Genomic DNA, 22,488 nt, shown 5'->3' with positions numbered 1-22,488 from the left:
TGATAACGTAAGTCGGAGGTGTTCGTGTTCGGGGACCATTGGAGCTCTGGCGAGTGTCGTCTTGCTTTTTCTGAACGCCCGACCGGTGGTGTCTGACGAGCCTGCGAGGAGTTCCGCCGGTCAGTGATAGAAAAAGGTAGACGACCGACAGAAGCGACCGGGGCCCCGAACACGAATACCGAAGACGAACAAGTAACAAAATAAACCTACCTATAACTTGAGATTCGCAACTTCTTTTCAATAGGTCGTTGTCATATCCGTAGGGACACAAATATAAAAATCGGCTTTTCGCATGACATCCTTATCCAGTTTATCCGTCTTTTCCTGACGCACCACTTCAACGGTGGCTATTTTCAAACCGGGGCGATACCGGTTGAGATAAGTGATGATTCCGGCTTGGTTAGCAGAATGAAAGCTGCCGTTCAAGTGGACAAAGTACGATCCGATGTTCTGAGCAATCGACCATCCCATCGTTGCATCCTTCAAAGCCTGAGCTTTGGCCAGCTTCTCCGTATCCTCTTTTTTAGCTCCCGGCATTTCCATCGAACGGAAATATGTTTCAACCCCTTCATTCCGGACATAATTTAAAGGCAGCGGTGCGATATAATTTTTCGCTTCTTCCGACAATTGTTCCAAAGCCCCGAATCCTCCGCGGGATACCATAGCGGCATACCTGCGGGGTACATTCGTAGCAACGAAAGGAATCCGGTTGGTTTTAGCAAACTCTACGATCTTTTTATAGTCGGTCGGATAATTCGGCCATAGTTTTGCTTCCTTAGTGAAACGCTCGGCTGTAATCAATCCACTCAAATATTCATCCAACACCAGTTGATCGTCCCGTTCGAACATTTCAGCCCCGATCATCAACCGATCTTTATGAAGAGCATATAGATCCCGGACAATCTCATATTCCATCCAATGTGCTATCGGACAATTGTGTATCTCTCCGATAAATACAACCTGTTGTTCACCCAAAACACTCATCATATGGGCATAGTCGGTTTCCTGCCCGTCGGCATCGAATAAAGTATAGGCTCTTTTCTCCTGAGCAACGACCAAGCCGCCAGTCAGACAGAACCAAAGTATTATTATCATTCCTATTTTCATCATCTTTCTATTATTCAGGCACATAGATAATTTCTCCGTTTTCAAGTTCATAAGCTATACCAACCCTTTTTCCTTTCGAGCCGGAGTTTTGTTCGTTCGAAGGCGTATATTTATTGATTTTATTTCCCTCTTTCATGATAATCTCCATATTGTCTTTCCCAGGATTTTTCACGATAGTAAAATCTTCCTGAGTAAAAACTTCGGTCATATTCATGTGCATCACCATTGCCACCATCAGGGCTACCGCAAAAACCATAGCCACATCGAACAGGTTGACCACCACACTCAGCGGATCGGCATCTTCCTGAACGGCAAATTTGCTCTTTCGCCTCGCTGTTCTCATGCTTCTGTATTTTTCTCGTTTAACTTCCGGGCCACATAATCCAGATTATTCACATCTTTTGCATACCAGCGTTGTTTAAATTGCAACGACACCAAACCGACGGCACTAACTACCAAACCGACAACCGTAGTTGCAAAAACCACCTGCATATTATAAGCCATACCGGCGATATCTCCGGTAGAAAGTCCCACTAAGGCAGGGCTCATAGCAATCAAGGTTCCGATCAATCCCAATACCGGTCCCATCTTAGCCAGTAACTTCGAAAGAATAACATCCTTCTCTGCATCGTTCTCAAAATTCGTGATCAGATAATCCGAATAATCCGGACTGGGAGGTGTGGTCAATAAATCACGGAGGTAACGGATATACAAAGAGTTATCCCTACCGGGTAAAGCACCTTTCAGTTCACCGATCGTATCGGGCGTCAGTTCTTTGATCAGTCTGTTCATCTGTTTGTCATTTTTCCGTTTGGTCATGTATTGATTATAAACTCCTCCGATTAGCAACAACGACCGGATAAACAACAATAATAAAAGAATAATATCCGGTATAAGCAGGCTGTTGGCCACCCAAAAAAGCACTTGTGAAATAGTTTCCATAGATTATAGTTTAATTTAAATATTATCGATTATTTACGAGAAGTCGTTTTGCGGGTACCTCGTTTCTGTAAAAGGACCCATTTCAATTTATTCCACCCCATACCCAGCAAAAAAAAGATCAGAAACAAGCCAAAAGCAAAAGCCAATGCCTTCCAATTTGTCGGTTCTTTAACTGCCTGATAAGTAACATTTCCATTCACTGTAGTCAGCAAGCCGATAATACAGACAAAAAGACTAACGAGAAAATGTACTTCCAGCCGCAATTCTTTTTCAGGTAAAAGATACCTGAAAAAGTAACACAGCAGAGGAATCATCACCACCACCCCTATAGCAAAAACATAAGATAGGATTGAAAAGGATATCCCCGGAAAGCTAAAGATCAGCTCGGTCTGTAAATAAAACAGGACGGGAAAAATAAGTAGGGTCGGATACCATTTCAAGGGCTTCACCCACCACTTTTCCTGTTGGCCGAACCATCCCCGCAATACAGCCACACAATACGCAAAACAAACGACAGCCTCGAGCGTAATGATCACTGCCATATTTTGCAAAGCCACTGTATTCTGAAGGTAGTCGGCCAGCTGGGTTTTGGATTGCAGGATAGCAACCGGATAAGTAGCGGTAATGAAAATACCACAGATCAATCCGAACAAAGCTGCCTGCCAGCCTTTCCAAAAACTAAGCTTCAACAGGCAATTGACCAGGATAAATAAGATAAGTATACTGATAACTAATTCCATATCGATATTTAATTCCCTTTTCTTTTTTTCTTCAAAACCAGCAACAGTATCACAAACAGAGCGAATACCCCACCAGCGATCCATACGCCGTTCAACGCATTTTTCTCTCCCCGTTCAGCCTGAGCTACCTCATCTTTTTTCAGGACCATTCCTTTTTTATCGGTAGCCACCTGAGCCGTTTTCATGGATTGAATCTGCTCTTTGTAAACAGTGGCACGTTCCGGCTGTACCCGGCTGGCGATATAATCCTGCAGTTTGGCATTTCCTCCGGCAAATCCGCTCCCGGCCGATCCGAACTCTTTCACCAGATCGGTATGCAAATTTGCCAGGGTACTGATCTGTTGTTCCGAAGCCTCCCACATCCCCTTCCGGGCAGTCTCGAGCATCACTGCTGTGATCTCCTGCAAAGCGGCCGGATTTTGTTGTTTGAAAAAATCTTCGGTTCCCAACTTGTAAGAATCCGTCACATAAACATCATAAATCTGATTCCACATAGCGTCGTCGATTACTTCAGGCTTGGTGACATTCCACCCGTAAGTGTTCGTTACCACTTCTGTAATCTGTGAAGCACTCGACGCCCCTCCTTTCATCACTTCTTTGATATATTCCGGATTGAAAATCGTCGAACGCGATTCCACTCCGATAGCCTCCTTCAAATCCTGCATTCTCACCCGGTTGCGATTCCGGTAATCGGCAAAATAAGCCTCGGGATCTTTACCGGTGACATTACGTACAGCCAAGTTCATGCCTCCCATAAACTCATATACATGATCCAGGCTCAATGCTCCCCAGGTATTGCTTTGCCGGGGTTGAACGACAACATCCGTATGGTGTAATACGGCCCGCAACAATCCGCTTTTCATTTCTCCCCATTCTTTCTCACTTCCGTAGACAGCCCCCATATTATTGATGTAGGTATCGGCTATTTCTTTTTCATCTTCCCATTTATCCCCACTGGTGATCATTCCCTGAATTCCGGTTCCGTACATGCCGTTCACACCACCGAACACTCGTTTTGCAGACATTTCGCGGGCTTCTTTAGGCGAAACTCCCTGTTCCACCAGTAACCGTTCCGTCTCTACCGTGCTTTCCGCCACCCGATTGTCGTATTTATCATTTGCAGAAGCGGCCGCCATTTCCACAGCTCTCGAGATCAACGCAAGCCGTGAAGCCGCTAAATCCCGGAATTGCCCGGAGGTCTGAACCACCACGTCGATACGGGGACGTCCCAAAGTTTCCGAAGGAATCAAACGCAGGTCCGACACCCGTCCATAAGCATCACGCACCGGCTCTACACCCAACATATAAAGCACTTGTGCTATAGTCGCTCCTTCACTTTCGATAAATTCACTGCTCCAGAAAGTATAACTCACTTTACGAGGATAATCACCGTGAGTCTTCCGGTATTGAGCAAGCGTATTTTCGACCAATTCTTTTCCTTTCGTCCAAGCCTGTTCCGATGGAGTGGCCTCGGCATTGACAGCATATAAATTACGACCGGTAGGTACTGCCTGCGGATTAGCGACTGCATCTCCTCCCGAAGTGGGAGCGATATATCCACCCGACAAAGCATTCAATACCGACTGCATTTCCTGCTCCGGACTATTTTCCAAAGCCAGCTTATAATTCACAATATTCGTAATCGTACGTTCCACTTCGGTGATCGCCCGGGCTTCCGCTTTCTGTTCATTGGTATACTGCACTACCGGTTTCGCCTTACCTTTCCCCATCATCCCCCTTTTCGGAGGAGTAAGAATCGTATGTGCTTCTTTCAATTTTTCAGGAGTGATCCCCGCGATCTGACAAACCAGTGCCTCATCGGCTTTTTTACCGTCCAGTACCTGACTGACCAACCGTTTGGCCGGATCCAGATATCGCTGAGTAAAAAACACCTTACTATTCAATTGTTTATCAGACACTTTTCCATTTTGTTTATCCAAAGCTGCCAAGCTATAAGCTATCGGATCTGTGCTCATCGCCAAAACCGATGAACGAATTTTTTCCGGGGAATAAGGAATACCGGTCGTATAAAGCTGTCCGGTCATTTTTTCATTGGCAATCTCCTCGGCAAAATTCTCGATACGCTCGATCTCCTCGGTCGAATAGGGACGGTCCAACAGGCTATCCAAACGCAGTTCCCGGTGTAATCCCATGTCCACCGCAATTTTCTTTACAGCCAAAGAGGCCTGTAATTGCCCGGATTCATCTGTTTTGTAATAAGTCTGAATCTCATTTTCCAGTTTCTTATACTGTCCCCGGGTCTTACTTTCCATAAAAGGCGGAGTCAGGTAAGAAATAGTCGTTGCATAAGAACGCCTTTTAGCCATCATACTCTCTCCCACATTTCCGATCGTATAATAATAAAAATGAGGGACAGTGCCTACCAGCCGGTCCGGCCAGTCGTAACTACTGAGTGCCACCTGTTTCTGAGGAGTAAATTCCAGACTACCGTGTGTCCCGAAATGGATCATCGCATCGGCACCGAAAGCATATCGGGCCCACAGATAAGCTCCGATATAGGTATGCGGCGGTGCGGTTTTAGCGCCGTGAACAATAGCAAAAGCATCATCCCCGACAGCCGCCATCGGCTGAGGCAATAAGACCACATTGCCCAGATCTATCCGAGCCACCGCCAGATAGGACTTTCCATTTTCTACCGTACTCATATAGTTTCCCGGAGCTTCTCCGTATATCTTCACCACATCTGCATAGAGCCCTTGCGGAAGAGCTTGTTTCACCCATGATTCATATTCCGACTTTTCCACCAGAGCGGGATGACCGTTCTTCATAAAATCGTCGAAAGCACCTTCTGCATAAGTACTCAGTACAGCCCCTTGTGTCATCAGCAACTTTTCGAATTCATTCTCGGTAGCCGGAAGGTTTTCTACTTTATACCCTTCAGCTTTCAGTCTTTTGATCAGATTATAAAGCGAAGGTACCGTCTCCAAGCCCTGTGCCGTCAGCGAAGATTGTCCTGCTCCTTTGAAATAATAGATCGCCACCCTTTTATCGGCATTCGCTTTTTGTTTCAAGCGGATAAAGTGACTGACAATCCCGGTAAAATTCTTTAAGCGTTCGGGGATCGCTTTGAACAGATACACCCCGTCTTTATCCAATTCCTGGTCATTCACCACATAGGGATAGATCGCTCCATCCAACTCCGGCACAACGACACTTTGCGACATAAATCCGCCGAACATCCCCATCGGATCTTTTTCCCATTCCTCCCGGGTTTGCAGGATCGACAGAGGTGAAAAAAGAGGGATATTCCGTTCTTTCAGCCATTCTACAGCTGCATCGGCCTGCCCCATCACCATACGCCCATGGGCAAAATGAATCACCGCATCCGGCTGGATTTCTTTCAGGAAAGCCAACCGTTTCATATAAGAGGAAATCGGATACACATTCAGGCCGGCACGCTGAAATGAAACGATCAGACTGTCGATATTATCCCGGTTGCCACTGAAAGGATCGTTCAAGCCACCGACAATAGCCACTTTGGGTTGCCCTTCCCGATAGAAACCATGTCCTTTTATATAATTCTCATAATCCGTCACTGTAGAGAAAGAAAGATTTTCATCTAAGTGGAAAAGTACATCCGAAGCACTCTCCACCGCAGTGTCGGCCGGAGTGACGAAGAAAAGCTTCCGGTCGATCTGCCGGCGTATATACCGGGCCATATTCCGGTAATTCTTTTTATTTCCATTCCCGATGTAAGAGGTTATATCAGCCTTGGTGATACTATCCAGGTTACAAATATTATTTTCCGGATTCGTAGCTGCATAAATATAAACAGGAGTCCCTTTATCGGCAGCCTTTTGAAGTTGTTCCCGTTGTCCGGCTGTCATCCGTAATCCCATACCGAAACCCAATACAAAGTCATACCGGTCCAGGCGTCCCAATTCCTCCAGAGAGACTTCTTCATACTTTATAAACTGATCTTCATTCGATTTTATTAAGCTGGTCGTTTGAAAATTTTGAAAATTGACCAGTCCGATCCGGGTAGTAGAAGCCCATTTACTCCAAGCCATCCAGCCACACAACAATACCAGAAGAAGTATAACCGTTCCTATCCACTTTTTGTTTTTTGTCATCTTTTAAAATTTAAACTTTCAATTTCGCTTTTTCACACCATTTGGCCGGCAGTCCCGGGAAGTCCGGATCTGCCAGCCAAATCTGATCGCTCATGTCCTACATTATTTCAACAATGCATATTCTATTTCAGGCCGTCCGCGTTCGGTGCCATCGGTACCGGTACCGAACTTCGTAAAACGGAGTTTATAATAGTTTCCATAACTATCTTTCAATACATAAAAACGATCTGTTTTCACGCCGGCATTCGTCACTCCCGGCATAGCAGGTGTACGCCAGGTAGTACCGATCACATTGGCTTTCTTTTCAAAATCGGCCTTCGAGGTTATATCCGTTACCTTAAAATTATCGTAGGTAGTCTGTTCATCCACCATGACCACGGCAGTCTCTACTCCTCCTACACTATTAGAAGTAACCACATCCTGTGAAAAAGAAGTCACAGGACCGGAAGCCATTTGTGAAACGGCAGCAGCATAGGCCCACATGATATCCCATTTTTTCCCTTCGGCCTGTGCATCTACTTTCTCACCGGATTCGAGTGAAAGCCCGACAAAATTATAGATCGGATTTTTCGCTATTTCCACGGTCTTCGGTGTCGTATCCCCTACTTTTCCATATTCTACCCGGTATCCTTCGCCATTACGGGTTACTTTCACTTTATACCAAAGACTTCTATTTTCTGTCCCGTCGGTATTGGTCTTGTTATCGGCAGAAGCGACAAAAAAGACTTTATTTTCAGCTGCATTTTCTGCAATCATCCCGAAAGCTGTTTTAGTCAAATCGCCTTCCACATCATCTACCCAGTCGGCGGAAAAATCTTCAGACATCGCTCCGGCCGCAATATTAGGAGCTTTTTGAGCATCTTCGAGTGTCACAGCTGCAAAGTCAGTTTTCTCCGATGCCACAGCTACCGTAGCATAAGACGAATTTAAAATAACCCTGAATTCATCCCCGCAATAAAATCCCAGATTCCAGCTTTTTCTTTTAATTTGTATCTGACTGTTATTGCTCAGATCGACATATACCATATTGGCATATTTTTCGGCCCCGTCATTTCCTTCCAATGTCAATTTTCCTCCGGTAGAAACAATCGGACTAAAGGACAAGTTCATTTCCTGAAGTGTACCGATTTTATAGCCCTCACTCAGCGACAGGGACAGAATCCGAAACTTCACGTTGCCCTCCGGAGATTTACCGTCGGCTTTAGCTACTGTAAACGAGCCGCTAGCCTGCCCCGCAGGGATATTCACCACCACCTGACCGTTAGTCAGAGCCGGGGTAACGGTAATATCCGACTCGGATACCTCCGTAGAAATCATCTGTACGGTAACATCCAAACTCTCCTTGGTTGCCCGGCTAAGCTTTATCCCCAGATCTATACCGGTACCATCCATACCGGCATCCGATACGGCAAACTCTACGGAGATATCCTGCATTTTCAAACCATCGTCGTCATCACTACAGGAATAACATCCTAAAAATGCGACACAAGCTAAAAGATAAATTACTTTTTTCATGTTTTATTTTATTTGATTTATACTGATACTAATTGAATTTTCCGTTCAATAAGAAACTCAACCCCACCGACCAACTTCGTCCGCAGCCTAAATAGCTGACAGAAGGCGTATCGTTAGGAGATTCGGCAATTGTCTCGAGTGAAGTCAGATTAAAAAGGTTTTTAACTCCTGCATTCAGATGGAGAAATGAAGTCAGTTTTTGAGTAACTGTAAGGTCACCGGTATGATAGCTTTTCATTCCCCTCAGGTAGATTTCACTTTCTTTCTTATTATCGGCTGTCGTATATTCATGATAATAATACTCTTTTCTTTCGCCAGTGTATTTATAGAACAAGCTGATATCCGTACCGGTCTTTTCAATGTGATAACTGATGCTGGTACTCACTTCGGGAGAATACCGGAATCGGGGCATACTTTTATTCCCGGTAGCATACCGGTTGTAGCGCCCGATCAACGACACATTCAGATTTGCCCGAAGTCCTCCCCAGCTCAACGAATTCTCCAAAGATCCGCCTACCGTTTTATAACGGTCGATATTATAATAGGTATTATAATTCGGAATATCGACATTCTGAGCCAGACTGATCTTATCCCTGAAATCATTATAAAATCCGCTCAAAGTGGTTGTCAGATGTATTTTCTCGCTATGCAATACCCGGTAGGCAACAGACCCCGTAATATTGTGGGAATATTCGGCCTTCAAATCCGGATTCCCGTCTATATCATGATTATCATTGTGGAAAGAGAAATAGAGTTCCTGCAAAGTCGGAGAACGGAATCCATAGGCATAGGACAACCGTAAATCCATATGTTTGGTCAACTTGAATTTGGTCAATACCGAGGGGATAGCTATCGGAGCATCGTAATCGGCAACGATAAAGGTCCGTACTCCGGGCCGTAAACTCAGCCATTCCCAGGGTTTATATTCGGCCGAGAGAAAAAAAGCCAGGTCCGAAACTTTCGGTGTACCGTCGATACGTCCGCCTTCACCTTGCGTCCACTGATATTCTACTCCCGGCTGTACACTGAATTCAGGTGCAATATTCCACGCAACCGTAGCCCGGGCTATCCAGGCTTTGTACTGGGTAATGTCCTGACTCGCTTCGGCAGAAGAAAGCCATTTCTCTCCGGTCGACAAATCACTCTCCGTCGTCCGGGTACGCCGTTTATAATCCTGATAAGAAAGAGCTGCATGGACATCCAGACGGTTATCCAGCTTCCAATCCGACTGTAACTGATGGGTATACCTTTTGGTCAGAAAATCTTTATCGGAAACTTTTTCCGGCTGAAGTTCACTCCCATTATTGGGACCGAAAATCTTCTCATCGAGGAAATCCAACCGATACCATACATTCATATTCCGGTTCTGAAATCCGAACATCCCATTCATCAAAGCCTGATCTTTCGGATGCCAGCGTTTCTCCCGGCCGGTCAAATCTCCCTGCCAGCCTCCATGATTATTGCGGGTATATCCCCCATTGACAAAAAGTCCGCTTTTGTGGTTAAATCCCAGATCTATACTCTCATTGTGAAGTCCCTTATCTTTAAAAAAATCATACTCTTTCCCCATAGATTCCTCTTGTACCCGGGCTCCCACTCTCCAGGTATTCTCTTCCGAATACCCATCCCCCTTTTTAGTGATGATATTGATTACCCCTGCCAAAGCATCGGTACCGTAAACCACCGACATCGGTCCCTCGACAATCTCTACCCGTTCGATACTATTCACATCTAACTGGCTCAGACTTTGTTTCGTCGCTCCCCGGTCGATCAATGGAATACCATCCAGCAATATTTTGACATTGTTTCCACTCATCCCCATCAATTCGAAATCCGTTTCACCCAAAGCCATATCGTTGGATAACCGGATTCCGATCTCTGTATTCAGCAAAGACTGTACACTGGTAGGCGCTTTCTGACGGATCTGTTCGCTATTGACCGTCCGCACTTTGTATAAAGAATTACGCATCGATTGAGGAGAAAACTGTCCCGTAACCACGACCTGTTCGAGCTGATTGACATTCTCCCGGATTTCAATATCCGCGAAATGATTTTCTTTTCCCTCTTCGATCGTAACGGGAAATTCCCGGCGATGTGCAGCTATGGATTGGACAATCATCGTATATTGTCCTGCCGGAGCCATAAATTCAAAATATCCTTTCCCATCCGAAGTACCTCCGTAAAACGTATTTTTCAATTGGATATTGATAAATTCAGCAGGAACACCATCGGTCGTTATAATATTTCCCGAAACTTTTACTTTTACACTTTTCTGACCCCAAACAACGAGTACAGAACAAATCAATAGGATTGTAATAAAGATATTTTTCAGCATCGCTTTTTAATTTATTGCGATTGCAAAATTACGGGAAGTAAGTTGGGAGGACAATCACCAAATATGGGTATTCTTACTGTCCGGAATACCTAAGAATAAACAACGCATCACACACAACCAGCTAAAGACCGGTTTCCTTCCTCACTCCGAAAAATCCAAAAAAGAAAATAGCCGAGTTATGCCGGACGAAAGACATCGATTTATTCCCGGGAAGCACTTCTTTCTTCAGCAAAGAAAAAATAAACCCAGGTAGAATCAATTACGCTATAATTTCATTTCTACAAGTTCATATTTCCGGTTACCCAGCCCGATAATCTCCGGCGTATTCAAGGGTATGAATGCCGTGACACGACTCCATTCGTTCTATCAAGTACACTTTACCGGGATCTCCGGACACATACACCCAATCGACACATGCCTGATCCAGGCCCCCGGAGCAAGTGAAGCCCAAATACCGATATCTCCCGTCTGAGGAGCAGCCGGATGTGCATCACAACCACAATCCACCGACAGGTTATTCGCAATGCTGATATACAAAATACAATCTCCGCAATAGTCGGCAATAGCTTTCGCAGCCTCGGCCATCGATTCCAGGAAATCATCCTGTACCGGAAGATTTCCTCACATCTCTGCCGGATCTTTTGTTTTACCGACTGTTTCGATTAAAAATTGATATTCATTCCGGCCATCACCGTAGCCTTAGGCATAGGAAATCCGTCATTGATCTCATACCGTTGTGCCAGCAAGTTCTCTCCCCGGGCCCAGATACGAAGCCACGACGCAGCCCGAAACTGTCCCTGCAAATTCCACATCACAAAATCTTCTTTCATATCTCTTCCCGTATTTCCTATTTTTACACCGGTATATAATCCGGCCACATACTGCACACCGGTCCCGGCAGACCAGCGGCCTTTGGAAAAAGTGGCTCCGGCATAAGCCTTGTGCCGGGGAGAAGCCAGTACAGGCTGTTCCATATGCAGATAACTGTAATTGGCATCTACCGACCAGACAGGAGAAAAACGATAAGCAAACTGCACTTCAGCTCCGGTATTTTCGATCTTTCCGGTATTGATATTCATCTGCCTGCCATCGACCGGCATTCTCATAATCAGATTTTCCCCATCGATATAAAAAACATTTACCCCATAAAAAAACCGCCCATTCATCGAACGCTGCGACCAGGCCAACTCATAATTCCACAGTCGCTCCGGTCTCAAATCGGGATTGGCCGGCCGAAACATATAAAGCTCCCGGATCGTCGGATAGCGGAAACCTTTCCCGGCCATCAGTTTTATCTCTGCATTCGCAGGCAAGTGGAACGACAATCCAGCCTGAGGTACCCATTCGGTCCCCACATGCGAATGATGGTCGATACGTACTCCCAGATCCAATGTCAACCAACGGTAAAGATGTTGGCGAAAATCTACATATCCGGCCATTTCGTCCTGCTTCTTATCGACTTGCGGTTGGCGTTCACCACCATTCACAGGTTGATTCCAGGACTCCCCGCCGAAATGAAAGAAATCGACCCCTGCTGTGAGACGGTTTCCTTTAAAGAGTTGTACACTCTGGTACCACGACAGTCCCAGCATATCGTCCCGTGAATTAAAACGATAGTCCAGTGGTTCCCCTCCAACGGCATACCCATCGTTAATCCAATGCTTTCCCCAATTATAGAAGAAACTCAAAGCACCCGAAGTTTTTTCATAATTGTTTTCAAGTGCAAAAGAAGTCATACCTCTGGTGATCCGTTGATCATTATCTATCAATGGATCGGTAACCTTACCGGGGTTCGAAGCGTTGAAGTGGGTCAGGTTTACATCAGCCCGTACGTTCCATGCCTGCGAAATCTCATATCCTAATTTCGCATAACCTCCTGCCTGCTCGAATTCCATATCCGGCCGATGTCCGTCGCTCCGGTTATACGAAGCGCTTACTACGCTCGTAAAACGTCCGGTTTTCAGTCGGTTCGTTACTTCTGTCTGCAAGGTATTGTAAGAGCCATACCCCAGATTAAAATGGGTCTTCATGCCATCTTCCTGCATTTTACGGGTAACGATATTGATCACACCTCCCATTGCATTCGAACCGTACAATACCGATGCCGGCCCACGCAGTACCTCGACCCGTTCAGCTAAAAACGACTGATAAGCATCGGAAATCGGATGGGCGAAAAGCCCCATATATTGAGGATGTCCGTCGATCAACACCAACAGCCCGGTCGTCGGCACCCCCTCCTGCGGAGCACCACCGACTCCACGCAAAGACATCTGCCCGGCAGCACCTCCCGACACCCCGTATCCCATCATCCCCCGAGAGGTAATAAAAAGCCCCGGCACCTGTTCGGTCAACAAGGGAAGCAAAGAAGATTCATTACTCTGCTCGATCTGCTGGCGCCCCACCACCGAAACCGTCATCGGCAAATGGCGAATGTCGGTCTCATTACGCGTACCTGTCACTACCACCTCATCGATCGTATACGACCTACCCTGTGGCAGACTGTCTCTTATCTCCTGGGCCCGGATAAATCCGCCCGGTAGCAGTAAAACTACTGCAAATAAAATATCAACTACTTTCATTTTCAGATATTGGATCATTTTGAATATATTCCGTCACCACGAATTACTTCTTATTCGGTTACAAAAATAGAAAATAGGTTTCATCCGGTTTGTATCTATTTTACCTGATTTATTACCAATATTACATACCTCTTATTACTTACAACAGTTTATAATAATTCCTGCAATCTTTATCACCTTTGAAGAGAGATCACCACTCCAAAGATTTTCTTTGTTTCATTCGATAATAACACCAACCGAAAATATCTGCCAAAAACCATCCGATAGGAATAGACCACCAGATTCCCCATACACCTATACCCGGAATAGCAGCTAAGGTATAAGCCAGGGCCACCCGGACACCCAGGGATATAACGGTCAACACGACAGACATTCCGGGTTTCCTAACAGCACGATAGAAACCATATAATAAAAACAACCAACCAATGCCACAATAAAAAGCTCCTTCAATCCGTAAATATTCTACACCGATAGAAATAATTTCCGTTTCATGTGCCGGAATAAAGATAAGCATCAGTGGTCTGGCCAAAACAAAAACGAGTACAGAAATAATAAGGCAAAAAATAAGGGTAACCCTAACGGCGACCCGGATTCCTTTGCGGATACGTTCGTGTTTTCCAGCTCCGAAATTCTGAGCAATAAAAGTAGAGAAGGCATTTCCGAAATCCTGAACAGGCATATAAGCAAACGAATCGATTTTAACTGCCGCAGCAAAGCCAGCCATAACAGCCGTACCAAAGCTATTGATCAGTCCCTGCACCATCAGTATACCGAAATTCATGACAGATTGTTGGGCACAAGTCAGCGAAGAATAGGTTGCAATTTCTTTGACCGTGGCCCATTTTAGTTGCATATTCTGGCGGGAAATCCGGAAATCCGGAAACCGGTAAAGGCTATAGAAACAGAGTCCGATCCCCGATACCGCCTGAGCGATGACCGTAGCCCATGCCGCTCCGCGGACCCCCCAACCGAAAGACAGAATAAAAACCAAATCGAGCACAATGTTAAGAACAACAGCTACAGCCAGAAAGACCAATGGCAGGACAGAATTCCCGACAGCCCGGAGTAAGGAAGCATAATAGTTATAGAGAAAGGTAAATCCGATTCCCCCAAAAATAATCCACAAATAATCCCGCATAAGGATATATACTTCGGCAGGGACCTGCAGTAACTGCAAAATAGGATCGATCCAGACAAAAACCGCAATATTCAACAATAGCGTAGTCACCCCGATCAATGCCAGGGAGACAAAAATACTACGTTTCAAAGCTTCATGATCCCTCGCTCCGTACTGAAGCGAAAAAACAACCCCGCTTCCCATGCATAAACCCAGAAGGACCGAAGTCAGAAAAATCATCAACGTATAGGCCGAACCCACAGCAGCCAAAGCTTCGGCTCCCAAAAACCGACCGACGATCAATGTATCGGCGATATTATAGAACTGCTGTAATAAATTTCCCAATATCATCGGAACAGCAAACCACAACATCCCCCATGTAATATTTCCGGTCACCAGACTGTATGTTTTATTCTTCCCTTCCATCTGTGCCCTCTCTATCGATAAACGCCCATCCTGCATAATACACAACTAAATTCAGACCTGCAAAAGTAGGAGAAAAAAGGCAACTCCTGCCCCTAACTGATGTCGAAATTTCAAAAGATCGCAGACCACAATAAAAAAGTAAAGCATATCGAAATTTATTACAAAGGTTTAGGGGGTGTGTTTGTTCTGTTTCTCAAATATTTGCTAAATTTGCCGGGCGGTATAGCTGTTTTTAGTCAGGTGCATCGATAATATTGATCTGATTTGTTTTAAGTGGATTACAAAATGGAAACTTCCGAAAATATAAAAAGTTACTATCAGGATTACATCAGCATATATAAGGATGAGACCGATAGACTAAAACAATTCAAAACCTTTATCGATAAAACAGAATCGGATCAATTGTTCGACCGTAAAAATTTTGTCGGCCATATTACCGGAAGTGCGATTATTTTTGATTACAAAAACTCCAAAGTACTCTTAATCAAACACATTATACTTCAACGTTGGTTACAACCAGGAGGCCATATCGAAAAAACGGACGTTTCCATTCTGGACGGTGTTTACAGGGAAATCCTCGAAGAAACGAGTATAGCCAAAGACGATTTGATGCTGATTTCTCCTATCTTCGGAAAAAAATTTCCCATCGACATCGATTCGCATCCCATACCCGAGAATCCGGCCAAACACGAAAAACAACACTTCCATCACGACCTCCGCTATTTTTTTATTTACAAAGGAGAAAAGATCACGGAAGAAAGCGAAAACTTAAAGTGGAGTGATGTATCCGGTTTATCCAGCCAGGTTACCTTTCTGAAATTAGTAAAAAAAATATGGGACCTGCTCGATATCGATTTGAATACGAGATTATTTTATGAAAATATCATTTCAAAGGCCCGGACAACCGGCGAAAATTATATTGCTGTCGTTGTTTCCCATATCATCCCCGATACCGTTCATTACTTAAGGGCCATCGATACGATCTTCCCTATTCAAACGATCGTCCCCAAGCCCAACTCGATCAATGAAAAGACTTACACTATCGTTCAAAAGGATTTTAAAATTTCGCATGTATGCCGGGAAGACATGGCTCAGGATACGGGAAATGAAGTGATTAAAATCCTGGAAAACACGGATGAAAAAATCCTGCTTTTCGATATTGGCGGATATTTCGCCCACATCCACGAGACCTGGCCTGTAACTATCCTCGAACGAATAGCTTTAATCATCGAAGATACCGAGAACGGCTATCAAAAGTATGAACATGTAATCGAAGACTCGGAGCGAAAGAAGCAGAACTACCCGTTTAAAGTCGTATCTGTAGCCAGAAGTCCTTTAAAAGAAAACGAAGACTTTCTAGTCGGCCAGTCCGTCTTTTTTTCGGCAGATGCTCTGATGCGAGAAGACGGGAAATTGATCCAATATCTGAAATGCGGAATTTTAGGTTATGGAAAAATCGGTCGGTCAATCGCCTCCCATCTCTTGCAGAGAGGAGTAAAACCCGCAGTTTACGATACCAATCCGCTGAAAAGAGTATCGGCATTCAATGAACTTAACCGGATTCCGGACCGGGACTCCATAATAAAAGAATCGGATATTTTGTTTTCTGCCACAGGCAACAAAGCCCTCAAAATCGAAGATTTCAGGGAATTGAAAAACGGATGTTATATCTTTTCCGTCACGTCTTCGGATGACGAACTGGAATTGGAATTTACCGGAGAATACGAAAAGCAAGAAGTAAGAAAACATATATTCAAATATTCGAATGAGAATATGAACTATTTTTTCCTGGTGAACGACGGGAATGCCGTCAATTTTATTTATAATGCCGTTATGGGAGATTTTATCCATTTGGTCAGGGCTGAAATGATATTGGCAATCAACGGACTGCCCGGCTATGCGCCCGGAAAAATTTCGACGGTCCCTACCGACATCAGAGAAAATATTGCGGAAAGCTGGTTAAAAGTATTCGAACCTTAAAATAAACAGAGATATAGTATAAATTAAATAGAACATATGATCATATCTGGATTAGAAATTAAGAACATGCTGAACAAGGAGATATTCATCGAGCCTTTCGACGACTCGAGATTAAATCCGAATAGTTATAACCTGAGATTACATAACGAATTGCTGGTATATGATTCGCATGTATTGGACATGAAAGTTAAAAATGAAACCAAGACTATCTCGATTCCTCCCGAGGGCCTGGTGCTCGAGCCCGGAATCGTGTATCTCGGCAGAACCGTCGAATATACCAAAACCCTGAATCATGTCCCGATGCTCGAAGGCAGATCGTCGATCGGACGTCTGGGAATATATATACATGTCACCGCCGGTTTCGGAGACGTGGGTTTTTCGGGTTATTGGACTTTGGAGATATCTTGTATTCAACCGGTACGGATATATCCGAACGTCGAAATATGTCAAATATTTTATCATACGATTTTAGGAGATTGCTCCAAAATGTATAAAAGTAAATATCAAAATAACGAAGGCATTCAGGCAAGTAAAATGTATGAAGAATTTCAATAAACCATTCATACCAAATAATCGACGGACGATCCGACAATAAGAAAACTTTACAATAGCGAATATGAAAAAAATAATAGCCCTGGTGGGCATGAGCGGTACAGGAAAAAGTGAAGCGACTAATTTTCTGAAAGATCAATTTAATTTCGATCTCTTTTACTTCGGCGGCATTGTTCTCAACGAAGTCAAAAAGAGGGGTTTAGAAATCAACAATGAAAACGAGAAAATGGTAAGAGAAGATTTAAGGCGCCAACATGGCAATGGCGTATTGGCCAAAATAGCTTCGGAAACCATCGCAAAAACCGATTCGACCATTCTCTTGGACGGCCTTTATAGCTTTACGGAATACAAAATATTGAAAGAGTTATATCCGGAAAATTTTATCGTAGTAGCTATCCATTCCGATAAAGCATTGAGATATGAAAGACTCGCCCAAAGGGAATTCAGGCCATTGACCAAAGCCGAAGTCGACCGACGCGATTATACCGAGATCGAGAATATCGAAAAAGGCGGTCCTATCGCTATAGCCGATTACCATATTCTGAATAACGGCGACGTTTCGATACTCAGACAAAATCTACTGGAATTAATGGACAAAATACTCACCGATGATAACAGCAGGTAAAGTATCTGAAACGCTGGTTTTAGATGGAATCAAATGGGGGATGGGAATTCTTTTAGTACTCTTGTACGGCTCTGTTCATTCCCAATTGGAACAGTATAATCCGATTATTATCTATACATCGCTGATTCTGTATATACTGTTGTTTTTAGCAGATTTTATTCCTTCTTACCGGCATAAGGAAAAAACCGATATCCAGTTTAAATTATTCTTATATATAGGTTCTCTGTGCCTATTTTTCATTCTGGTTTTCTTGATCAAAGTTCCCCAATATACAGCCAGTCATACACCCTTCATCATTTCATTCTGTTTTTTTATCACGGGAAGGTTACTCCTCGAGTCCAACCTGAACAGAATGATACAAAGAGAAAAAAAATTAATTAAATCGCTGGGCTTTGCAGCGACAGGCATCCTGATCGAAAAACCAGGCGGAGACACTGTGAATTTTATCATTATTTTAAATAAAAATTTAAGGCAGGGAAAAGGATTATGGGTTCCACCCGGAGGCCATTTCCTGCCTTATATTGATAACCCCGGGACAAAATTAAAAAATAAAATTTATGAGGAAATCGGGGTGGATTGTGAGGTTATGTGTGAAGAAGGGCAAAAACCATCCGAAGTGCACGACACCATAACCAACGAAGTAGAGTGGCTCGCTCCACCTGCATTTCTATTGAAAGAATTTCTCCCGGACCAGTGCAAACAGCACCATTCCCATCATTTTGATTTAATCTATCTTTGCACTACCGATGGTAGAGTAAAAAACAAAACATGCAAGTATAAAAGCAGCGCTCTCGTCCGGGTCCCGCTAAAAGAATGCCTGGACAGCTTCGAAGCAACAGAACGTATATTGAATAAAAAGATTCGGGAAAAAGCTAATGAATTGGGATTGGAAACTTATTCCAGAAATGAAAATGTATCCAGAGATTTGATCTGGCGGCTCCATTTAGCAGCCAATAAATACCTGAGTGATCAGAAATAAAAGGAACACCATCTACCCCCGCTTGCAGACTTTTATCTCTTATACAAAACATTGACGCTTTTAATCGCTTTAGTACTCCGGTTATTTACAGTGGACTTTATCCACTTCTCGGATTCTTTTATTAGCTGTTAGTAAAAATCTACATATCATCTTGAAGTCATTCATACTTTCCTTAGATTCTGCTGACCTCATGAAAAGCAACTCAACGCCGAAAGCCCCCAAAAAATGGTCTTTCAAATTACTTCCAATGCAGAACAAGATGCTCAGGGTGGTAGTCTACCGATTGTCTTGATATTACGATTTTGTAAACAACGAAGTATTACAACACCGGATTTAATAGCTTTGCCTGAACAATGGGACAAGGAGTTTGAATGGCATAACTTGAAAAGAGCAAATAGCTATCACGATAAGATGAAATAATATCCGTCATGTTCGTGCATTAAAAACGGTTTTAAATATAGCTATTCAGGGTAATGTCGGTAATCTTGAAACCTATCTTTTTCAAACCGCTATGGAACAATGACCGGAAAGAAAATTTTCAGCTCGTAATCTTCTTTTTCCATTCAATACAAGCTTTCATTTTTATTCCTTATTTTTGTAATCAACTAAAAATATGGCAACATGAATAGTAAGTTGGTTGATTTATTAAGAGAAGTGGATTCATTGAAAGTGCGGTTATCTTCTTTGCGTCCTTTGCCAGTAGAGGCATTAAAGAAAATTCAGGATGCTTTAGATATCGAATACACTTACGAAAGTAACCGTATAGAAGGAAACACGCTTACCCTACAGGAAACGGCACTTGTTGTCAACGAAGGAATCACTATCTCTGGTAAATCCATGCGTGAACACTTGGAGGCAATCAATCATGCAGAAGCTATTGACTATATAAAGGAGGTTGCTAAACAGGATATTGAAATAAGTCAAAGGACGATCAAGGAGATTCATGCACTCGTGTTACATGGTATAGATAGGGAGAACGCCGGAAGTTATAGAACCGTACCCGTGATGATCTCGGGTAGTACTCACGTGCCGCCTCAACCTTATTTGTTGGAGAAACTAATGGAAGATTTCATGCTGGCATTTCAACGCATGGAAAAAGAAAATGTTCATCCAGTTATTATCGCCGCCTATTTACATAATGAACTGGTGAGGATACATCCATTTATAGATGGCAACGGGCGTACTTCTCGACTTCTGATGAACCTCTACCTATTACAGAAAGGTTATACCATTGTTACCCTGAAAAGTGATAATGACATGAAGTTACGTTATTATAAAGCTTTGGAGTCTTCTCACACAGAACAACAACATGATGATTTTTACTTGTTGGTTGCCGAAACTGAAAAAGCCTCTTTAGAGAGGTATATTTCTATTCTGGGATAAAAGTAATTTTATGAACCTATAAATGGTGAATCGGGATAGAAAGTTTAGAGATATTCGTGAGTTCAATTTCCTTGTGTGGTAAAGTTGGACATAGAATGTCGAATCAATATATTATCATAGACATAAATATCTGATATTCTGATATATTCAACTAGTTTATTCCTATAAAATTGCATGAGAAAGGAAAAACCTCCAATTCAGAATGGTTTGGTGTAGAACACTATCCCATTCTCCATGAAATGGATTTATTCAGGCATGTAAACATGGAGAGATTAAAAATGTTATATCCTTATTTTTGGAAAGTCCCAAACCGAAGCTTCTCAAGAAAAGACAGCACAACTAAATGATTAAAGCCAGTCGCTCTTTATAAACGTATATCTCGACAAAATTCTTCAAACAATTTCAGTTGCCTGTCAAAGAATGTTTCAATGTCATCAAGCGCATTAAGTATATCTTGCAAGTGTTCTTAGTAAAGTTATCCATATATCAACGCTTTGGTTCGCTCTATATTTTCTTTCAAGTAATGGTTACAGATAGCGTGTTCTTCCAGTAAATCAACTTCTCTCCCCAGAACATCTTCTAAAGCGTATTTCAAGTCAAAGAAATTGCTAAAATAATCTGTTACCTGTGCTTTGTCGAAATTAACTATAAAATCAACATCGTTTTCTTTATTAAAACGATTCGTGAGGATAGAACCCTAAATTCCGGGATAGTGTTTCAAAAAGTGTGTAAATCCCAGTTTTATTATTTTTGTAATAGAAACTTCAAAAATGACAAATTATAGAATTTACACATGAATAAATTTCGGAAATAATTTCTGAAATCACAAATGGGGAAGAAGGTTTACAAGGTTTAGTAAAACAAGGTCTTGAGAGCTTAATGCTTTCAGAACGTAGTCTTCACAATACAGCACATGAAGACGTAAGCAACGGTTATCGTGAGCGTCGGGTCTGTCATGGTGGTAAAGTCTTTGAATTACGTGTACCTCGCAGTCGTAACAGCAACTTCTACCCGATGCTCCTAGGGGTCTTGAAAGATCAGGAAGAAGAAGCCCAGAAGCTTGTCAGCAGCCTTTACTGTTCCGGTTTAACCACAGAGCAGGTAGGAAAAATCTATGAACAGTTCTACGGTAAACACTATAGCAAAAGCCAGGTGAGCCGCCTTTTAAACACGGCGCACGAAGATGTAAACGCTTGGTTGGCACGCAAGCTTGAAACCCGTTATCCGATTCTTTATATCAATGCCACTTATGTTCTCACACGCCGGGACGAATGTGTGAGCAATGAAGCCTACTACACTGTTTTAGGGGTAAAGGAAGACCGGACCCGGGAAGTATTGACCGTGGTAAACTTCCCCACTGAAAGCGCCACGAACTGGAAAGAGGTATTTGAAGATCTTAAAGAAAGAGGTGTTGCTGTTGTCAATCTGCTGGTATGTGATGGTTTAAGCGGGATTGAAAACACACTGGCAGACACTTTTCCGAAAGCCGATCTGCAATTGTATACTGTTCATCTGAAAAGAAATATTGCAGGTAAAGTCAAGCCAGGGGATAAAAAACAGGTCCTGGAAGAACTCAAACAAATCTGCTCGCCCGATCAATGGGACACCACTCTGGAAAAGGCATTTGAAAAATTTAAAGAGTTTATCCGAAGATGGCAGAAAAACTATCCGCAACTCAAAAGATATCAACACGAAAGGTACAGATTTTACTTTACATACTTCAAATATGAAAGGGAAATCAGGGGCATGATTTATACGACTAACTGGATTGAAAGGCTGAACAGAGATTATAAAAGGATCATTAATATGAGAGGCGCCATGCCGAACCCACAAGCTGTCATTCTACTGATGGGAACAGTGGCACAAAAGGCAGATATTTATAAATACCCCATTTATAATTTTTTAGAATCGAGTTTATTTTATTAAAAACAAAAATAACTTTGCAAAAATGAGAAAAGAAGATACATACACACTTTTAGGGACACTATCGTTGGTACCTCGGTTTAAACAGATGCCCCCAAACCACGAAAAACCACAAAATAAAAAAGGTAGCTACTTTCGTAACTACCTCATTCAGAGAGCGGAAAACGGGACTCAAACCCGCGACCCCCAGC

At 43.2% G+C, this 22,488-nt stretch carries 16 protein-coding genes and 1 pseudogene; 6 read left to right on the top strand and 11 right to left on the bottom strand.

The features are described from left to right. Positions 1-237: 237 nt before the first annotated feature. The 10 genes and pseudogenes from AC5RDS_RS06720 to AC5RDS_RS06675 form a co-directional block, all read right to left on the bottom strand. Positions 238-1,107, bottom strand: coding sequence for a ChaN family lipoprotein (locus tag AC5RDS_RS06720; RefSeq protein ID WP_013611664.1), 870 nt, complete (start codon positions 1,105-1,107; stop codon positions 238-240). Between the two features lie 10 nt (positions 1,108-1,117). Continuing rightward, entirely contained in the window at positions 1,118-1,450 is a 333-nt protein-coding gene (locus tag AC5RDS_RS06715; protein WP_113028665.1) for a DUF2149 domain-containing protein, read from the bottom strand. Beyond that, positions 1,447-2,049: a MotA/TolQ/ExbB proton channel family protein gene (locus AC5RDS_RS06710; RefSeq protein ID WP_013611666.1), complete on the bottom strand. Its 603-nt coding sequence runs from the start codon at positions 2,047-2,049 to the stop codon at positions 1,447-1,449. Before AC5RDS_RS06710 ends, AC5RDS_RS06715 begins: the two co-directional genes overlap by 4 nt. A gap of 29 nt (positions 2,050-2,078) precedes the next feature. Further along, the gene (gene hmuT / locus AC5RDS_RS06705; protein WP_217778461.1) at positions 2,079-2,789 is read right to left on the bottom strand and encodes an HmuT family protein; all 711 of its coding nucleotides are present in this window, start codon (positions 2,787-2,789) and stop codon (positions 2,079-2,081) included. A gap of 8 nt (positions 2,790-2,797) precedes the next feature. Then, positions 2,798-6,883, bottom strand: coding sequence for a cobaltochelatase subunit CobN (locus AC5RDS_RS06700; protein ID WP_494222269.1), 4,086 nt, complete (start codon positions 6,881-6,883; stop codon positions 2,798-2,800). 102 nt (positions 6,884-6,985) lie between these two features. Beyond that, positions 6,986-8,398, bottom strand: a complete 1,413-nt coding sequence (locus tag AC5RDS_RS06695; RefSeq protein ID WP_022160969.1) for an HmuY family protein — start codon at positions 8,396-8,398, stop codon at positions 6,986-6,988. 28 nt (positions 8,399-8,426) lie between these two features. Continuing rightward, entirely contained in the window at positions 8,427-10,733 is a 2,307-nt protein-coding gene (locus AC5RDS_RS06690; protein WP_195305985.1) for a TonB-dependent receptor, read from the bottom strand. A 264-nt stretch (positions 10,734-10,997) separates the two neighbouring features. Beyond that, a pseudogene (locus tag AC5RDS_RS06685) lies at positions 10,998-11,396 on the bottom strand (DUF362 domain-containing protein); the annotation flags it as partial. Further along, complete coding sequence (locus AC5RDS_RS06680; RefSeq protein WP_195305984.1) at positions 11,396-13,312, bottom strand: TonB-dependent receptor; 1,917 nt, start codon at positions 13,310-13,312, stop codon at positions 11,396-11,398. The gene AC5RDS_RS06680 and the pseudogene AC5RDS_RS06685, both read right to left, overlap by 1 nt. 190 nt (positions 13,313-13,502) lie before the next feature. Beyond that, positions 13,503-14,855 (bottom strand): MATE family efflux transporter, encoded by a 1,353-nt coding sequence (locus AC5RDS_RS06675; protein ID WP_494222270.1) that lies wholly within the window; start codon positions 14,853-14,855, stop codon positions 13,503-13,505. Between the two features lie 285 nt (positions 14,856-15,140). On the opposite strand from AC5RDS_RS06675, the gene AC5RDS_RS06670 reads away from it, so the two are divergent. The 5 genes from AC5RDS_RS06670 (at position 15,141) to AC5RDS_RS06650 (ending at position 20,374) form a co-directional block, all read left to right on the top strand. Then, the gene (locus AC5RDS_RS06670; RefSeq protein ID WP_118160567.1) at positions 15,141-16,835 is read left to right on the top strand and encodes an NUDIX domain-containing protein; all 1,695 of its coding nucleotides are present in this window, start codon (positions 15,141-15,143) and stop codon (positions 16,833-16,835) included. A gap of 36 nt (positions 16,836-16,871) precedes the next feature. Then, a complete protein-coding gene (gene dcd, locus AC5RDS_RS06665) occupies positions 16,872-17,390 on the top strand; it encodes a dCTP deaminase (protein WP_013611674.1) in 519 nt (172 codons plus the stop codon). A 61-nt stretch (positions 17,391-17,451) separates the two neighbouring features. Beyond that, positions 17,452-18,012, top strand: a complete 561-nt coding sequence (locus AC5RDS_RS06660) for an AAA family ATPase (RefSeq protein WP_118160565.1) — start codon at positions 17,452-17,454, stop codon at positions 18,010-18,012. Then, complete coding sequence (locus AC5RDS_RS06655; RefSeq protein WP_118160563.1) at positions 17,996-18,991, top strand: NUDIX hydrolase; 996 nt, start codon at positions 17,996-17,998, stop codon at positions 18,989-18,991. Before AC5RDS_RS06660 ends, AC5RDS_RS06655 begins: the two co-directional genes overlap by 17 nt. A gap of 621 nt (positions 18,992-19,612) precedes the next feature. After that, the gene (locus AC5RDS_RS06650; RefSeq protein WP_046402418.1) at positions 19,613-20,374 is read left to right on the top strand and encodes a Fic family protein; all 762 of its coding nucleotides are present in this window, start codon (positions 19,613-19,615) and stop codon (positions 20,372-20,374) included. Positions 20,375-20,849: 475 nt separating this feature from the next. Here the strand turns inward: AC5RDS_RS06650 and AC5RDS_RS06645 are convergent, their stop codons facing one another. Then, complete coding sequence (locus AC5RDS_RS06645; RefSeq protein WP_259320246.1) at positions 20,850-21,065, bottom strand: nucleotidyltransferase family protein; 216 nt, start codon at positions 21,063-21,065, stop codon at positions 20,850-20,852. Positions 21,066-21,175: 110 nt separating this feature from the next. Here AC5RDS_RS06645 and AC5RDS_RS06640 point away from each other — a divergent pair, with 110 nt between their 5' ends. Beyond that, positions 21,176-22,300, top strand: coding sequence for an IS256 family transposase (locus AC5RDS_RS06640; RefSeq protein ID WP_118160560.1), 1,125 nt, complete (start codon positions 21,176-21,178; stop codon positions 22,298-22,300). Positions 22,301-22,488: the final 188 nt, after the last annotated feature.

The organism is Odoribacter sp. (assembly GCF_985060555.1).
This window is presented reverse-complemented; position numbering and strand designations above follow the sequence as displayed.

Coding starts and splice junctions, on each gene's coding strand:
- AC5RDS_RS06700 (WP_494222269.1), bottom strand. CDS start 6,883: ATGACAAAAAACAAAAAGTGGATAGGAACGGTTATACTTCTTCTGGTA.
- hmuT (WP_217778461.1), bottom strand. CDS start 2,789: ATGGAATTAGTTATCAGTATACTTATCTTATTTATCCTGGTCAATTGC.
- AC5RDS_RS06720 (WP_013611664.1), bottom strand. CDS start 1,107: ATGAAAATAGGAATGATAATAATACTTTGGTTCTGTCTGACTGGCGGC.
- AC5RDS_RS06660 (WP_118160565.1), top strand. CDS start 17,452: ATGAAAAAAATAATAGCCCTGGTGGGCATGAGCGGTACAGGAAAAAGT.
- AC5RDS_RS06650 (WP_046402418.1), top strand. CDS start 19,613: ATGAATAGTAAGTTGGTTGATTTATTAAGAGAAGTGGATTCATTGAAA.
- dcd (WP_013611674.1), top strand. CDS start 16,872: ATGATCATATCTGGATTAGAAATTAAGAACATGCTGAACAAGGAGATA.
- AC5RDS_RS06695 (WP_022160969.1), bottom strand. CDS start 8,398: ATGAAAAAAGTAATTTATCTTTTAGCTTGTGTCGCATTTTTAGGATGT.
- AC5RDS_RS06680 (WP_195305984.1), bottom strand. CDS start 13,312: ATGAAAGTAGTTGATATTTTATTTGCAGTAGTTTTACTGCTACCGGGC.
- AC5RDS_RS06670 (WP_118160567.1), top strand. CDS start 15,141: ATGGAAACTTCCGAAAATATAAAAAGTTACTATCAGGATTACATCAGC.
- AC5RDS_RS06715 (WP_113028665.1), bottom strand. CDS start 1,450: ATGAGAACAGCGAGGCGAAAGAGCAAATTTGCCGTTCAGGAAGATGCC.
- AC5RDS_RS06655 (WP_118160563.1), top strand. CDS start 17,996: ATGATAACAGCAGGTAAAGTATCTGAAACGCTGGTTTTAGATGGAATC.
- AC5RDS_RS06710 (WP_013611666.1), bottom strand. CDS start 2,049: ATGGAAACTATTTCACAAGTGCTTTTTTGGGTGGCCAACAGCCTGCTT.
- AC5RDS_RS06690 (WP_195305985.1), bottom strand. CDS start 10,733: ATGCTGAAAAATATCTTTATTACAATCCTATTGATTTGTTCTGTACTC.
- AC5RDS_RS06675 (WP_494222270.1), bottom strand. CDS start 14,855: ATGGAAGGGAAGAATAAAACATACAGTCTGGTGACCGGAAATATTACA.